This window comes from Enterococcus sp. DIV1206 (assembly GCF_051712485.1).
Lineage (GTDB): Bacteria > Bacillota > Bacilli > Lactobacillales > Enterococcaceae > Enterococcus > Enterococcus faecalis.
On record NZ_JBIOOZ010000001.1, the window covers coordinates 1,168,847 to 1,184,981 of the forward strand.

A 16,135-nucleotide genomic window follows, 5' to 3' on the forward strand; every position below is an offset into this window, starting at 1 on the left:
GGACGAGTCATTTGGAACCCATTTATTTAGATCATGCGGCAACAACACCGCTTCATCCAACGGTCATTCAAGCGATGACTGAAAATATGCAAACGACTTTTGGCAATCCATCAAGTATTCATCAGTTTGGACGAAAGGCACACGGTCTTCTGGAAGAAGTGCGTCAAACGATTGCCGAGAGCTTACAAGCCAAACCCCACGAAATTATTTTTAATAGTGGTGGCACAGAAGGGGATAACACAGCCATCTTGGCAGTTGCTTTTTCTCGTCAAAAGGAAGGAAAACATATTATTACTACGGCAATTGAACATCCCGCTGTGTTACGAACGATGGAATACTTAGAAACGTTAGGCTTTGAAGTGACTTACTTGCCTGTGAATGAAAATGGTCAGATTTCAATGGATCAATTCAAAAAGTCTTTACACGAAGAAACGATCTTGGTTTCAATGATGTATGGCAATAATGAAATTGGAAATCGATTACCGATTGCTGAAGTTGGTGCAATTCTTAAAAATCATTCGGCGATTTTTCATACAGATGCCGTCCAAGCTTATGGAAGTGAAGTCATTTTACCTCATGAATTAGGGATCGACTTATTAAGTATTTCCGCTCATAAAATCAATGGTCCAAAAGGCGTAGGTTTTTTATTTAAAAGCGATGCAATCCAATTACCACCTCTTTTACATGGTGGGGAACAAGAAGAAAAACGACGTGCGGGCACGGAAAACTTAGCTGGAATTATTGGCATGGGTACTGCCGTTTCATTACTAACTTCTGCAGAAAAGCAAGCAAGAAAAACAGCCTATCAAAGTTTTCAAACGATTATTTTAAAAGCGTTAGAAGAAGCCAATATTGATTTTTCAATTAATGGTGAACCAACGAATCGTTTAGCGCATGTCTTAAATCTTCATTTAAAAGGAATTCCCAGTGATTTGCTCTTAATGCATTTGGACTTAAGGGGTATTGCGATTTCAACTGGCTCGGCTTGTACAGCGGGAACTGTGGATCCTTCGCACGTGTTGACAGCGATGTATGGAGAAAATTCCTCAGCTATTAAAGAATCAATCCGGATTAGTTTTGGCTACGGGAACACACCAGAAGAAATTGCGACTTTTTCTGAAGTACTAGTTGCAGTGATTCAACAATTGAAAAAATAATCTGATTGCGGCAGCTACAGGTTTTCGCTATAATGAAGATAACAATGAAAATAACGAGGTGGAACCCATGGCATTTACAACAACGGCTGCTGTTGAAGGCTCAACAGTTTTTTACAAAGTACATCCTAGTGCAAAACGCTATACATTAAAAGATAACGGCTTTACTGAAACAAAATCAGGGAACTTTCAATTGATTCGTTCCTTAGATCCAACGCCTCAGAGAAATGAAGGCTTCAAATTGAAAATTACGATCACTGCTGATCTAAAAGAGTTGAAAATGTCCATTACAACGGCAAATGGTTTAAAACCAATGAATATTTTCAAGAATGAACAACATGAAATGAGTAAAGAAAAATACTTTTTCTTAATGGATGGCTTAATTAGCCGTGGTGTATTAGAGAAAGTAGAATAATTTAGAGAAACCTGAAGAAACAAGTGAAAGTAGCTTGTTCCTTCAGGTTTTCTGTTTATTTGAAAGCAATAGCTTGTTGGCTGTGTCTTTGTTCCAAGTATTTTCTCATTATACGCCCGGCTTGCTTTACTTATTTCAAAAAAATAGTATAATGAAAAGCACTGAAAAGTTACGACCTTCAAATCGTGGATGATTTCAGAATCTAATTGAAATGATGGTGATAAAATGGCAGATAACAGCAAAACGCGTGTCGTGGTAGGCATGAGTGGCGGTGTCGATTCATCTGTCACAGCGTTGCTTTTAAAAGAGCAAGGCTATGATGTAATTGGGATCTTTATGAAAAATTGGGACGATACAGACGAAAATGGTGTCTGTACCGCAACTGAGGATTATAAAGATGTCGCAAAAGTAGCGGATCAAATTGGGATTCCGTATTATTCGGTCAATTTTGAAAAAGAATATTGGGACCGTGTGTTTGAATATTTTTTAGCAGAATATCGGTTAGGACGGACACCAAATCCAGATGTCATGTGTAATAAAGAAATTAAATTTAAAGCATTCCTAGATTATGCTATGCAACTAGGCGCTGACTATGTTGCAACTGGCCACTATGCGCAAGTAGAAACGGATGAAAATGGCGTAGTGCATATGTTACGTGGAATTGACAATAATAAAGACCAAACCTATTTTTTAAGCCAATTATCACAAGCCCAATTGGCAAAAACAATGTTTCCATTGGGTGGTATGGAAAAATCAGAAGTTCGTGCAATTGCTGAACGTGCTGGATTAGCCACAGCCAAGAAAAAAGACTCAACGGGCGTTTGTTTTATTGGTGAAAAGAATTTCAAAGAATTTTTGAGTAATTATTTACCAGCTAAAAAAGGCAACATGGTGACAGAAGATGGCGAAATCAAAGGACAACATGATGGTCTGATGTATTATACTATCGGTCAACGCCAAGGCTTAGGAATTGGTGGCGGCGGTAAAACACAAGAACCATGGTTTGTAATTGGGAAAGATTTAACCACCAATACATTATATGTGGGACAAGGATTTCACCATGAAAAACTATATGCAACACATTTAGAAGCCAGTGAGGTTCATTTTACTGTTGATACACCAATGCCAAAAGAGTTTGACTGTACGGCTAAATTCCGTTATCGTCAAGCAGATATTCCAGTGCATGTTTCCTTATCTGAAGATGGCACAAAAGCAACCGTTACGTTTAAGGAACCAGCCCGCGCAGTCACTCCAGGTCAAGCTGTTGTTTTTTATGATGGAATGGAATGCTTAGGGGGCGGCTTAATTGATCGCGCCTACCAAGATGAAAAAGAACTACAATACGTCTAAAAAAGTTTCACGAGTTGTGAAACAAAAAGGATGAAGTTAACCAAAAGAAAAGCGGATATGCTGGTCGTAAAACCAGTAAATATCCGCTTTTCTTTTTTGTTTTATATGCCTATTTTTTTTAAAATAAGAAAAAGAGAAAAATTAAAAATTCAAATTGTGGATAACTTTTCTGTGTATAACTTAGTCATCATTTTTCTCTTTTTTTAATTCGGCGGTGCTTCGACGAACCCATAGAAGGTTAATGAGAACCAGACAAGAAGTGGAAATAAAGACCCCACGATAACCGAAAGCGGCAGATACGCTTGAACCAATCATAGGACCAATCACATTTCCTGTCGCTTGGAAAGATTGATTGTAACTGAAAATACGACCTGCAGCGTCACTTGGGGAATAACGAGTGATCAACGTTTGAACAGCTGGTAGTAAACAGGCATCGGAAATCCCAACTAAGAAACGAAGCATGGCAAGCTGCCAGACATTTTGAACAAAGGCCATTGGTAGGTAAACGAAAATGGCTAAAATTAAGCCAATTGTCAAGATGCGTTCACTGCCAATACGATCGCCTAACCGGCCGAAACGAGGGGCGGCTATTAACGTTGCAATCCCTGGAATAGAAGCAATGACTCCGCTAATTAAGGTGACATTTCCGTGACCACCCAACAATTGTTGAATATATAAACTGATGATGGGACTAATTGAATTATTGGAAGCTTGAATGATTAATGTCGTAATAAACATTCCAAGAATCACGTGGGGATGTTCTAGTTTTTTTAAAATTTGTTTCCCAGATGCGGCTTGATTTTTTTCAATTGGCACAAACTCTTCATGGACAAAGACGAGACTCAAAACAAAAACGAGTAATAAAATCGTACCAGTAATGAAAAAGGTTGGCCGATAACCGAAAATAGAAGCAGTGACACCGCCCAAAAGAGGACCAAGCAACGTGCCGGTAACAGAACCAGTGGCTAAAGTACCAAGCACTTGACCGCTTTTTTCCTTAGGTGTGCCTGTAGCAACTAACGCAGTCGCATTACTGATATAACCAGAAAAAACACCTTGTAATAAGCGTAAGCCAATCAATTGATAAACACTTGTGACTGCGCCCATTAAACTAATGACGATAGCCATCCCTAATGAAGCGCGTAATAACATTAACTTGCGTCCTTTTCGGTCGGCTAAACGGCCCCACCAAGGTGAAACAATGGTCGTGACTAAAAAAGTGGAGGAGAACGTGATTCCGCTCCAAAAATTCAATTGTTGGTGGGTAAAAGTACCTAATGTGTTGATATAAAGAGGCATAAATGGCATCACTAAGCTAAAGCCAATACCAGCCATAAATGTGCCAAACCATAAAACAAGCAGATTTTTTTCCCAAGGTTGTCTTGGACGGAAAATTTTACTTTTAATTAATTCATACATTCTATTTCCTCACTTTCTAGTAAAGAAATTCAAATTTGGCTTTGGCGAGTCGTTGATCATTCAATGCTTGATGCAATTCATTCGCAAAAAAGCCTTCTTTTAAATTTAGTGGATTTTTTGTAGCGTATACATATAACGTATAGGTGTGCACACCAGAGCGAGGACTTAACCCCAGATAACGTTCGGTTAACTCAGGTAACGTTTCAGTGGCAAGCGCTGGAATCATCTGTTTCCCCAAAGGAGAAGCAAGACTATTTTTTCCTTGAATGGTAGGCTTGAGTGCTGTTCGACTAAAGTCTTCAGGAATCTCATTGGTTACAGGAACATTGGCAGCTAACCAATGAATAAAAGGGAAACCGATTAGAGGAATCGTGTCATAATCAATTAATTCCCAGGATAAATAGCGGGCTTCTTTAGGAATGGCCGCTAAAGAAATAGGAAAAGATAAAATAGGACGTTCGTGTAATAAAAATTCTGCACTGGTTCGTTTGCCATAACGATCGGCCAAATGAGAACGGTTGGTAATATGCATGCCAAACAGCCTTCTTTCAAAAATGATGTTTACAAATTATTATTATAAACTATAATTTATAGTTTAAAAAGAGTCAATAGATATGATAAACTAATACTTGTCCAAAATTTAAGAATTGGAGGCGTCAGAAAGATGGCAAAAAAACGGAATTTAACGAAAGCCAAAATCCTTGAAAGTGCCCGCAACCTAGCGGAAGAATTGGGCGTTCAACAATTAACCTTTCAAAATTTAGCCGTTGATTTAGGCATCAAGTATCCTTCACTCTATAATCACTTTAAAAATATTGCTGAAGTAAAAAATGCTCTAGTGGACTTGTTAATTCAAGAATTAAATGATGCATTGCGAAGAGCCTTAGTGGGTAAGAGTGGCGCAGAAGCAATTCGGATATATGCTGAAACGTACCAACAATTTGCTTTTGAAAATTCTGCAGTCTATGAATTACTTATCAGTGTGCCGAAAACGCAAAACCAACAATTAATTGAAGGCATCCATGAAACCAATCAAATTATCTTACAACTTTTAGCTTTTTATCCATTTAATAATGAAGAACGACTGCATAAAAGTCGAGAATTACGTAGCTTAATCCATGGTTATATTACCTTACGTTTTTTAGGTTATTTTCAACGCGAAGAAGCCACGCCAGAAGAAAGTTATCGTCGCATGATTGAAGATTTTATTGTTTCTTTAGAAGTGGCAGGATAAAATAAATTTCAAAAATTTCTCAGTCCGAAACCAAATCCTTGCAACTTTTTCAGAAAGTGACTATGATACCTACAGTAGCAAAAAAAGGAGCGGTTCAATGTATCAAGTAATTACAATGTATGGCGACAATGAACCTTGGTGGTTTTTTGATGATTGGCAAGAGGACATTGTTCAAGAAAAAACCTTCGATAACTTGACCGATGCAGAGACATATTATGTGGAAGTTTGGCAAAAACTTTCTCAGAATTATACATACGTCAACACAAAGCCTAATTATTTAACGGCTTTCTGGAATGATGGGGAAGAACGCTGGTGTGAAGAATGCGATGAAGATTTACAACAATACTTCGGTTTAGCATTACTAGAAAATCATCATGCAGTTACTTTTGAAAATAAAGCTGAGTTTACCACAATATCCAATCATTTTGGCAAAACAAAATTCTGCAAACGGAAAGTTATTTGAAACGCATGAGTTTAAAGAAAAACCTCAGGGAATTTTCTTTAAACTCTTTTTCTATTCTCGGAATTTAGAGAAAATCGAACCAATATTTGGTATAATACGAAAAGATAGCACTCAAAAAGGAGCGAAACTAGTGGTTGCAAAACAATTAATTATTGCTGAAAAACCTAGCGTAGCAAAAGATTTAAGCCGCGTTTTAGGAGCAAATCAAAAAAATAAGAATTATTATGAAGGACCCAACGTGATTGTCACCTGGGCTTTAGGCCATCTCTTAGGACTAAAAATGCCAGAAGATTTAAACAAAGAATGGCAAACGTGGCAAATGGAAACTTTACCGATGATTCCTAAGAATTTAGGGATTAAACCGTTACCGAAAACGGGACATCAATTAAAAGCGATTAAACAATTAGCTAATCGTAAAGATGTTTCTGAAGCCGTGATTGCCACTGATGCTGGTCGTGAAGGTGAATTAGTGGCCCGCTGGATTTTAGAATATGTCCGTTTTAACAAACCAGTCAAACGCTTATGGATTTCATCTCAAACAGACAAAGCCATTAAAGACGGGTTTAAGAAAATTCGCCCAGCGAAAGACTACGATAATTTGTATTACTCTGCCTTGGCGCGCGCAAAAGCTGACTGGTTAGTTGGGCTAAACGTCACACGAGCCTTGACAGTGAAATATCAAGATAACTTATCCGCAGGTCGTGTTCAAACACCAACTTTAGCAATGGTACGCCAACAAGAAAAAACGATTGAACAATTTAAGCCTCAAACTTATTTTACTATCTCGTTAACTGTTGAATCAGAAAAAGCAAAGATGACCCAAAAAAATCCATACGCTTTAAAAGAACGGCAGGAAGCAGAACAATTAGTCAAAGAACTCTCAAAACAAAAGGGCTTAGTTACCGATATCCAAGAAAAAGTTAAAACAGAAAATGCGCCGTTACCATATGATTTAACCGAAATCCAGCGTGAAGCCAACCAGCGATTCCAATTTTCTGCAAAGAAAACGTTGTCTCTTGTACAAAGTTTATACGAAACCCATAAAATTGTTTCCTATCCTCGAACTGACAGCAAATATCTAACGACGGATATGAAAGGAACGATGAAAGAGCGCCTTCAAGCTATTGCTGATTTTTCACCAGAAGTGAAAGGCTACCTTAAAAATGGGGCCGTTGTTAAACAACAAAAAGTTTTCCAAAATGCAAAAGTCACGGATCACCATGGGTTGATTCCAACTGAACAACGTCCTCGTTATGAAAAACTAAGCAATGATGAACAAAAAATCTATCAAATGATTGTTCAACGATTCTTAGGTTTGTTTGCTGAGCCAAATCAAACCAAACAAACAAAAGTTACAGTCGCTTTTGGAAAAGAAACATTTGTCTTTCATCAAAATAAAGTAGTTGTTGCTGGTTGGAAAACAACAGCCGAACAGCCGCTATCCACTGTCCAATGGCAAAAAGGCATGACCGTTGCGCCAAACTTTACCATTAACAAAGAATTAACGTCGCCGCCAAAACCATTAACCGAAGGAACGTTGTTAGGAAAAATGGAGAAACACAGTTTAGGCACACCGGCAACGCGAGCTGAAATCATTGAAAAACTGATTAAATCAGAATTGATGGAACGAACCAATAGCGGTTTAAGTGTCTCTGCCAAAGGAAAGCAACTATTAGACTTGGTGAATCCATCACTTGTGACACCTGAACTAACGGAAAAATGGGAAAAGTCGCTCGAAGCAATCGCTTCGGGTCAACAAAAGAGTCAACTTTTCTTAAAGGATATTGAAGAGGATACGAAAAAATTAGTCCGTGAAATTAAACAAAGCGAGAAAAAATATCAAGATTTTTCCATTACGCAAAAAAAATGTCCAGATTGTGGCTCAAACTTACGGGAAAAAAATACGAAAGATGGGAAGATTTACGTTTGTACAAACCAAGAATGTTCTTATCGTCGGCGAAAAGATCCTAAAGTATCCAATCACCGTTGCCCACAATGCCATAAAAAAATGGTTATCATAGAAGGAAAAAATGGTCGTTCTTTCAAATGTAAATTCTGTTCGATTACTGAAAAAATTCCCGATAAAAAAGAACGAAAACAAAAAATGACTAAACATGAAGAACGTCGTTTGATGAAAAAATATTCACAACCAGACGAACCAGAAGAAAGTGCTTTAGCGCAGGCCTTAAAAGCCGCTATGAATCAAGAGTAGCGACTTGACGAATGTTGGCTCTAAATAATCAAGTCATCCTTGTTGGTCTTTAGTAAACTTTCAAATAGAAAGAGAGGGACACGGATGCTCGCAAATTTAAATCAAGCAATGGATTATATTGAAGAACATTTAACGGAAGAAGTATCCTTCGATGAATTGGCAAAAAAGACAGGGATTTCTGTTTACCATTTTAAACGAACTTTTTCGTTTATTGCGGGTATGAGTCTGGCTGAATATATTAAAAAGAGACGTTTGGCGGAAGCAAATTTAGCATTACTTGCTGGTGAAAAAGTGACAGATGTAGCTTTTAAATATGGTTATCAAAGTATTGAAGGATTCTCAAGAGCCTTTCGCGATTGGTCAGGACAAGCCCCTTCTGAAGTAATGAAAACACAAATCCAAAAAACGTTCCCTAAATTCTCTTTCTATATTGATATTAAAGGAGGACAATCAATGGATGTTAAATTGATTGAAAAACCAGCGTTTCAAATAGTCGGAGTTAGTCAGAAGGTTCCCTTGCAGTATCAAGGGGAAAATCAAGCAATCATGGAATTAGCACAGCGCATTACACCACAACAACGAGCGGAAATGCATACATTTGATGACATATATCCTCATCAAGTAGTAAATGCTTCTTTTGACTTTCAAGAGGGACGAACAACAGAAGGTGGAGAAATGACACACATGATTGGCTTTGCCACTTTGCAAGAAAATACCTATGAAGATTTGGAGCAACTAAGCGTACCTGCTCATACATGGGCGGTTTTTCCAAATGAAGGTCCTTTCCCACAAACTTTACAAGAAACCTGGGCAAGGATATTCTCTGAATGGTTGCCTTCATCTGGTTACCAAGTCGTTGCAGCACCAGAAATTTCGTTTACGCAATATCAAGGACCAGCAGAAGCTAAGTATAGTGAAATCTGGCTCGCTGTTACAGCTACTAAATAAAGAAAAACCACCATTGAAAAATGGTGGGTTTTTCCGCCAAGAAGGAGAAAGTTTGGTATAATAAACGTGAAGAAAAAAATCAGACCTTCTAAACTGAAATCTAGCTATGGATAAGTGATGCGAATACGGAATCATGGAGAAAAAATAATTCTCCGAGGTTTTAGAGTCATGTTGTTTAGAATGGTACCAAAACATGTTTTCATTGAAACGTGTTTCTCTTTGTGTTTTAGAGTCATGTTGTTTAGAATGGTACCAAAACTAAGTTCAACAGATTCCGATGGAGATGTAAGTTTTAGAGTCATGTTGTTTAGAATGGTACCAAAACGTTGGTACATTATCAATAACGAAGGTAGTCGTTTTAGAGTCATGTTGTTTGGAATGGTACCAAAACTGATCGTGGATTTTCTGACAGGTTGGATCAGTTTTAGAGTCATGTTGTTTAGAATGGTGCCAAAACATTACTTGTTAAGGCTTCAATTATCAATTCGTTTTAGAGTCATGTTGTTTAGAATGGTACCAAAACAAACTTTTTTGATTTGGCTTTTTCTCCCCTGTTTTATAGTCATGTTGTTTAAAAACAAACTATCACTACAAGCAATCCGTAATTTTCATCACAAGATTAGAATTTTTATCATCAAAGACGAGCTGCTTCAATTTTCGAAAACTAATCAAGTGATAAGTCAAAATGTTGATAGATTGAGATTAGTTCTTCCTTTTTTTAGGAAGGGCTTTTTTTATTGATAGAAGAAAGGGAAGAAATCTTGGTAGCACCTAAAAAAATTGTGAGAAATGCTTCTGTATTGTTTGGTTTCTGCCTCAGAAAGTTGTATACTTAGATTGGAATTATTCTATATTACATGCATTTTCACACTTTTTGGAAAAGTTCACTTGAATTTTCTTTTAGTTTCGTAGATAAAAGGAGTCATCGCTAATGGAAATGAACAATTCAGGTAAGCTTGTTTCTTTGTGTGGAGGCAAATCAGGGAGGAAATAATATGTTTGATATTGTAACATTGGCGAGAATCCAATTTGCGATGACAACAGTTTTCCACTTTTTCTTCGTACCGTTTTCAATAGGATTAGCACTTGTTGTAGCAATTATGGAAACAATGTACGTTGTGAAAAAAGAGGAACGTTATCGTAAAATGGCCAAGTTTTGGGGAAATATATTCCTATTAAGCTTCGCTGTTGGGGTTGTAACCGGGATTATTCAAGAATTTCAGTTTGGGATGAACTGGTCTGATTATTCTCGATTCGTCGGAGATATTTTTGGGGCACCGTTGGCGGTAGAAGCGCTCTTAGCTTTCTTCTTAGAGTCAACATTCTTAGGTTTGTGGATCTTTACTTGGGATAAAATGAATCCAAAAGTTCACGTAACGTTTATCTGGTTAGTCGTATTCGGTTCAATGATGTCTGCTTTCTGGATTTTAGTTGCCAATAGTTTTATGCAACATCCAGTAGGTTATGTCATCAATAATGGCCGTGCTGAAATGGTGGACTTTGTAGCTGTCATCAGCAATCCAAAAGTTTGGTATGAATTTTCACACGTTATCATGGGCGCCTTTACATTGGGCGGCATGGCAGTAGCTGGTATGGCTGCTTTCCAATTGTTGAAAAAACGGGATATTTCATTCCACAAAGCATCTATGCGCATTGGCTTATGGGTTACTTTGTTCGGTTCAATCGGCGTTTTATTAGCTGGCGACTTGCAAATGAAAGCTCTAATTGAAGGACAACCAATGAAATTTGCGGCGATGGAGGGGGCCTATGAAGACTCTGATGATCCTGCTGCTTGGACATTGATTGCTTGGGCAGATGAACGAGAACATAAACAAGTTTTTGGTATCGATATTCCATATATGCTAAGTATTTTATCGTATAACAAATTATCAGGTTCGGTTGATGGAATGGATACAGTCAACAAGCGTTTGGTAGAAAAATATGGGGATGATAAAAATTATTATCCACCAGTTAACACTTTATTCTGGAGCTTCCGTATCATGGCTGGTTTTGGTGCCTTAATGTTATTGGTTGCTGCCTTAGGACTATTCTTTACAAGGAAGAAAAAACCATCGCTGTACGAGAAGAAATGGATGCTGTGGATTGTTGCTTTATGTACATTCGCACCATTCCTTGCCAATACAACAGGTTGGTTAGTCACTGAATTAGGTCGTTATCCGTGGACTGTCTATGGATTATTTACGATTGAACAAAGTGTTTCACCAAATGTATCGGTTGCTTCATTAATTACGTCAAATGTCATTTATTTCTTATTATTTGCTGGTTTAGGTAGTGTCATGGTTTACTTGGTCATTTTAGAATTACGTAAAGGACCAGACTATGAAGCGAAAAAATTAGCGAAAGAAAATGAACCAGCGTTGGATCCATTTGATAAGGGGGTATTTGGCGAATGAGTACACTACAATTATTATGGTTTGTCCTTATCGGCGTCTTGTTCTCAGGTTTCTTCTTCTTAGAAGGATTTGACTTTGGTGTTGGAATGGCCGTTCAAACGTTGGCACACAATGACGACGAAAAAGATCAAGTCGTTGCAACAATTGGACCTGTTTGGGACGGAAACGAAGTTTGGCTATTAACAGCGGGCGGCGCAATGTTTGCCTCTTTCCCATATTGGTATGCTTCATTATTTAGTGGCTACTATTTAATTCTATTTACGATTTTATTTGGCTTAATTATTCGCGGAGTTTCCTTTGAATTCCGCCACAACATGCCGGAAGGTAAACGTCGTCGGATGTGGAACTGGACGCTATCAATTGGTAGTTTCCTTGTACCGTTCTTCTTTGGTATTTTGTTTATCAGCTTAGTCCAAGGGATGCCTTTAGATGCAAACGGCAATATGCATGCACAATTTACGGATTATTTTAATCTGTTTTCAATTGTTGGTGGAGTAGCCTTAACATTACTTTGCTACTTACACGGCATGAACTATATTGCTTTAAAAACAGAAGGCCCAATTCGTGAACGTGCTCGAAATTATGCAGAAATCTTATACGGCGTTTTATATGTCGGTTTAGTTGTTTTTGCAGTGTTGATGTACTTCAAAACGGACTTTTATGAAAAGAACTTTGCGGTCACTTTAATTTTAACGTTAGCAATTGTGGTCTTAACGGTCATTGCTAATGTTGGGGTGTTTAAACGCAAAGAGATGTTAGCTTTTCTAGCGAGTGGTTTAACATTAGTTGTACTAGTTGCTCTCTTGTTCAGTGGCTTGTTCCCACGTGTTATGATTGGTAGTGAAGGTTTTGATTTGTTGATTAAAGATGCAACAAGCACACCATATACACTAAAAATTATGACGTGGATTTCTTTAAGCATTTTACCATTCGTGTTAGCTTATACTGCTTGGTCCTATTATATTTTCAGAAAACGTATTTCACAGACAGCCGTACCAGAGGGGTATTAAATCTATGATTGATAAAGACATCTTACAGATGCCTAAAATCAAAAAAATTCTTGTCTTGCTTGCAGGTTTTTCTTTCCTGCAAGCAGTCTTTATAATTGGGCAAGCTTTTTTTCTTTCAAAAGCCATTGTCGGCCTTTGGAGTGGCGGGCATCTTAACCAACAACTACAGAGTATTTTACTCTTTTTTATTTTTTATCTTGGTCGACATGTTATTACGTATTTTCGTGAGAGAATGCTCGATACATTTAGTTATGAACGCTCGAAAGAATTACGCGAACAATTATTAACCAAAATTTTCCGTTTGGGGCCAAATGTTGTTCAAAAAAATGGAACTGGAAATATGGTTACTATGGCTTTAGAAGGCATCAGTCAAACCGAAAATTATTTACAATTGATTTTGACAAAAATGATGAATATGATGATTATTCCTTGGATTATTTTGGCCTTTGTTTTTACACAAGATATTCGTTCAGGCGTAACATTGCTGATTGTTTTTCCGATTATTATTATTTTTATGATTGTGTTAGGTTATGCAGCACAAAGTAAAGCGGACAAGCAATATGCGGCGTTTCAAATGCTTTCCAATCATTTTATTGATTCCTTGCGAGGAATTGACACGCTGAAACTGTTTGGGTTGAGCAAAAAATATGCTGGGAGTATTTATCATACAAGTGAACGATTCAGAAAAGCGACCATGAGTACATTGAAAATTGCTATTTTATCAACCTTTGCGTTAGACTTTTTTACGACATTATCGGTAGCTGTTGTGGCAGTTTTCCTTGGATTAAGTTTATTAAACGGCACGATTTTATTATTTCCTGCCTTGGTTACTTTAATTTTAGCACCTGAGTTCTTTTTACCGATTCGTGATTTTTCAAGTGATTATCACGCAACCTTAGATGGAAAAAACTCTTTTCAAGCGATCCAAGCGGTATTAGCATTGCCAGAAGCAGAACAGACCGATGTGCTCACGTTAGATGATTGGCATCAAGAAAGTCAGTTGTCAGTCACCGCGTTAAATTTTTCCTATGAAGATGCAACGCAAGAAGCGATTCAATCGTTGCAATTCTCTGTTGATGGTCGCAAAAAGATTGGAATTATCGGGGCGAGTGGTTCTGGTAAGTCAACGTTAATTAATTTATTAAGCGGCTTTTTATTACCAACAGAAGAAACGAGTCAATTGGCGATAAATGGCCAAACGATTCCACATTTTTTACAAAAAGACTGGCAAAAACAAATCCTTTATATTCCGCAAGCACCATATATTTTTCAAGATACTTTGGCAAACAATATTCGCTTTTATACACCTGAAGCAACAGATGAGGCGATTCAGCAAGCGATTCAGTTAGTTGGCTTAGAAGAGCTGGTTAAAGACCTTCCCGAAGGAATTCATACCTTGATTGGGGAAAGCGGTCGAATGTTAAGTGGGGGACAAGCGCAACGAGTAGCGTTGGCCCGCGCCTTTGTCGATCAAAAACGCCACGTCTTGCTGTTTGATGAGCCGACAGCGCATTTGGATATTGAAACAGAAGTTGAAATGAAAGAGCGCATGTTGCCATTAATGAACAATCATCTTGTCTTCTTTGCGACACATCGTCTGCATTGGATGGAAGAAATGGATTACATTTTAGTGATGGAAAAAGGTCAATTAGTGGAACAAGGAACGCTAGCAGAGTTGATTGAAAAAGATGGCTACTATGTTCAATTAATGAAGCAAATGAGAGGAGGACGCCAATGATGGAAAAACAGCCGACAACGAAAGACGTTTGGAAAAACGATCAATGGGTTCGTCCTTTTTTAAAACGCTATAAAAAAACCTTGTATTTTGCCTTACTTTTAGGCTTCTTGACGTTCTTTAGCGCAGGGGCATTAATGTTTACGTCTGGTTACTTAATCAGTCGTGCGGCTTCCTTACCAGAGAATATTTTATTAATTTATATTCCCATTGTTTTAACAAGAGCATTTGGGATTGGCCGTCCTGTTTTTCGTTATGTGGAGCGTCTAACGAGTCATAACTGGGTGTTAAAAATGACCTCTGATCTGCGCTTGAAACTTTATAATGTGCTAGAAAAAGATGCGATTTTCTTTAAGACAAAATATCGCACTGGGGATATCTTAGGTTTGCTTTCGGAGGATATTAATCATATCCAAAACTTGTATTTACGAACGATTTTCCCAACTGTTATTGCTTGGATTTTGTATATCTTTTTAGTGATTGCGTTAGGTTTCTTTTCTTGGTGGTTTGCTTTATGCATGTTACTGATGTTAGGAGTGGTTGTTTTTCTATTACCACTTGTTTCAGTTCTAGTGAATGGTGCGCGTCAAGAAAAACATAAATATGCCAAAAATGAGTTATATCAAACACTAACCGACAATATTCTAGGTGTGTCTGATTGGGTGTTTAGCCAACGAGGTGCTGAATTCGTTGCTCGTTATGAAACAGATGAAGCAAACGTTCGTGCATTAGATGAAAAAATGAAGCAATTTAACCGTGGCCGAGACTTTGTTTTACAACTTCTGTTCGGTGTGATTGCGATTGCTGTCTTAGCTTGGACTAGTGTGCGGTTTCCAGGTAATCATGGGGGCGCAGCCAATTGGATTGGTGCCTTTGTTTTAACCGTGTTTCCGTTAATTGATGCTTTTGCTCCGCTTCCTGCTGCAGCACAGGAAACAACGATTTATAAGGATTCCATTCGTCGTTTTAATGAGCTTCCTGAAGGGGAAGATGACTCAACAGAAGCGCCTGTTCAGCCAAATGGCACCAGTTTATCGATAGAACATTTGTCTTTTGCATATGAAAATCAAGAGAAAAAGGTATTAAATGACTTATCGTTAACAATTCCTGAAAAACAAAAATTAGCGATTTTAGGGCGCAGTGGTTCCGGAAAGAGTACGTTGGCTTCGCTCATTCGTGGTGATTTACGACCTACTTCGGGAGAAATCCTTTTAGGAAACATCCCAACTGAGGCATTTGGTGAGACGATGACTGAATATATTGGGGTTATGCACCAAGCGCCGTACCTATTTCGAACAACCATTTTAAATAATATTCGGATTGGTAGAGAAGAAGCGAGCGAAGCAGAAGTTTGGGCGGTTTTAGAAAAAGTTGGCTTAAAAGAAATGGTTACCCAATTACCAGAAGGTTTACAAACAATGGTGGATGAAGCAGGTTTGCGTTTTTCTGGTGGCGAACGACATCGCTTGGCACTAGCGCGGATTCTTTTGCAAGATACACCGATTGTGTTATTAGACGAACCAACTACTGGTTTAGATCCAATTACAGAACAGCAATTGCTGGAAACCTTTTTTGAGGCATTAAAAGATAAAACCGTCATCTGGATTACCCACCATTTGCAAGGCGTAACTTTGATGGATCAAGTGATCTTTATTGAAGATGGCCAATTAGAGATGAGTGGTACACCAGAAGAATTACTTGCAACCAATGCGCATTATCAAAAACTTTACCGAATTGATCGTGGCATTAGTTCTTTCGAGGAATAAAAAAACGACTGGTTG

General features: G+C 37.9%; 13 protein-coding genes and 1 CRISPR repeat array. Of the genes, 11 read left to right on the forward strand and 2 right to left on the reverse strand.

The features are described 5' to 3' along the window. Positions 1–11: 11 nt before the first annotated feature. The 3 genes from IGK86_RS05660 to mnmA all read left to right on the forward strand — a co-directional run bounded on the left by IGK86_RS05660 (position 12) and on the right by mnmA (position 2,919). Positions 12–1,157: a cysteine desulfurase family protein gene (locus IGK86_RS05660; protein ID WP_016617566.1), complete on the forward strand. Its 1,146-nt coding sequence runs from the start codon at positions 12–14 to the stop codon at positions 1,155–1,157. Positions 1,158–1,224: 67 nt separating this feature from the next. Continuing rightward, positions 1,225–1,569, forward strand: a complete 345-nt coding sequence (locus IGK86_RS05665) for a DUF1831 domain-containing protein (protein ID WP_002356959.1) — start codon at positions 1,225–1,227, stop codon at positions 1,567–1,569. Positions 1,570–1,794: 225 nt separating this feature from the next. Further along, on the forward strand, positions 1,795–2,919 hold the full coding sequence (mnmA, locus tag IGK86_RS05670) for a tRNA 2-thiouridine(34) synthase MnmA (protein WP_002362075.1): 1,125 nt from the start codon (positions 1,795–1,797) through the stop codon (positions 2,917–2,919). Positions 2,920–3,099: 180 nt separating this feature from the next. Here the strand turns inward: mnmA and IGK86_RS05675 are convergent, their stop codons facing one another. Both IGK86_RS05675 and IGK86_RS05680 read right to left on the reverse strand, forming a co-directional pair. Continuing rightward, entirely contained in the window at positions 3,100–4,338 is a 1,239-nt protein-coding gene (locus IGK86_RS05675; RefSeq protein ID WP_002356962.1) for a multidrug efflux MFS transporter, read from the reverse strand. 16 nt (positions 4,339–4,354) lie between these two features. After that, positions 4,355–4,870: a YbhB/YbcL family Raf kinase inhibitor-like protein gene (locus IGK86_RS05680; protein ID WP_002362073.1), complete on the reverse strand. Its 516-nt coding sequence runs from the start codon at positions 4,868–4,870 to the stop codon at positions 4,355–4,357. Between the two features lie 132 nt (positions 4,871–5,002). Between IGK86_RS05680 and IGK86_RS05685 the strand changes: the two genes are divergently transcribed. The 8 genes from IGK86_RS05685 (at position 5,003) to cydC (ending at position 16,120) form a co-directional block, all read left to right on the forward strand. Beyond that, on the forward strand, positions 5,003–5,572 hold the full coding sequence (locus tag IGK86_RS05685; RefSeq protein ID WP_002379584.1) for a TetR/AcrR family transcriptional regulator: 570 nt from the start codon (positions 5,003–5,005) through the stop codon (positions 5,570–5,572). Between the two features lie 97 nt (positions 5,573–5,669). After that, positions 5,670–6,035: a DUF1033 family protein gene (locus IGK86_RS05690; protein WP_002356966.1), complete on the forward strand. Its 366-nt coding sequence runs from the start codon at positions 5,670–5,672 to the stop codon at positions 6,033–6,035. 130 nt (positions 6,036–6,165) lie between these two features. Further along, positions 6,166–8,247, forward strand: coding sequence for a DNA topoisomerase III (locus IGK86_RS05695; protein ID WP_002388224.1), 2,082 nt, complete (start codon positions 6,166–6,168; stop codon positions 8,245–8,247). Positions 8,248–8,331: 84 nt separating this feature from the next. Next, positions 8,332–9,195 (forward strand): AraC family transcriptional regulator, encoded by an 864-nt coding sequence (locus IGK86_RS05700; RefSeq protein ID WP_010775958.1) that lies wholly within the window; start codon positions 8,332–8,334, stop codon positions 9,193–9,195. Positions 9,196–9,352: 157 nt separating this feature from the next. Beyond that, positions 9,353–9,718: a CRISPR direct-repeat array (repeat unit 36 nt; unit sequence GTTTTAGAGTCATGTTGTTTAGAATGGTACCAAAAC). A gap of 472 nt (positions 9,719–10,190) precedes the next feature. Beyond that, complete coding sequence (locus tag IGK86_RS05705) at positions 10,191–11,609, forward strand: cytochrome ubiquinol oxidase subunit I (RefSeq protein WP_002356974.1); 1,419 nt, start codon at positions 10,191–10,193, stop codon at positions 11,607–11,609. Then, positions 11,606–12,619 carry a cytochrome d ubiquinol oxidase subunit II gene (gene cydB / locus IGK86_RS05710; RefSeq protein WP_002356976.1) on the forward strand — a complete coding sequence of 338 codons (1,014 nt, stop codon included), beginning with the start codon at positions 11,606–11,608 and terminating at the stop codon, positions 12,617–12,619. The genes IGK86_RS05705 and cydB overlap by 4 nt, the downstream gene beginning before the upstream one ends. A gap of 4 nt (positions 12,620–12,623) precedes the next feature. Next, positions 12,624–14,357 (forward strand): thiol reductant ABC exporter subunit CydD, encoded by a 1,734-nt coding sequence (cydD, locus tag IGK86_RS05715; protein ID WP_010775957.1) that lies wholly within the window; start codon positions 12,624–12,626, stop codon positions 14,355–14,357. Further along, entirely contained in the window at positions 14,354–16,120 is a 1,767-nt protein-coding gene (cydC, locus tag IGK86_RS05720) for a thiol reductant ABC exporter subunit CydC (RefSeq protein ID WP_016617570.1), read from the forward strand. The genes cydD and cydC overlap by 4 nt, the downstream gene beginning before the upstream one ends. Positions 16,121–16,135 lie beyond the last annotated feature (15 nt).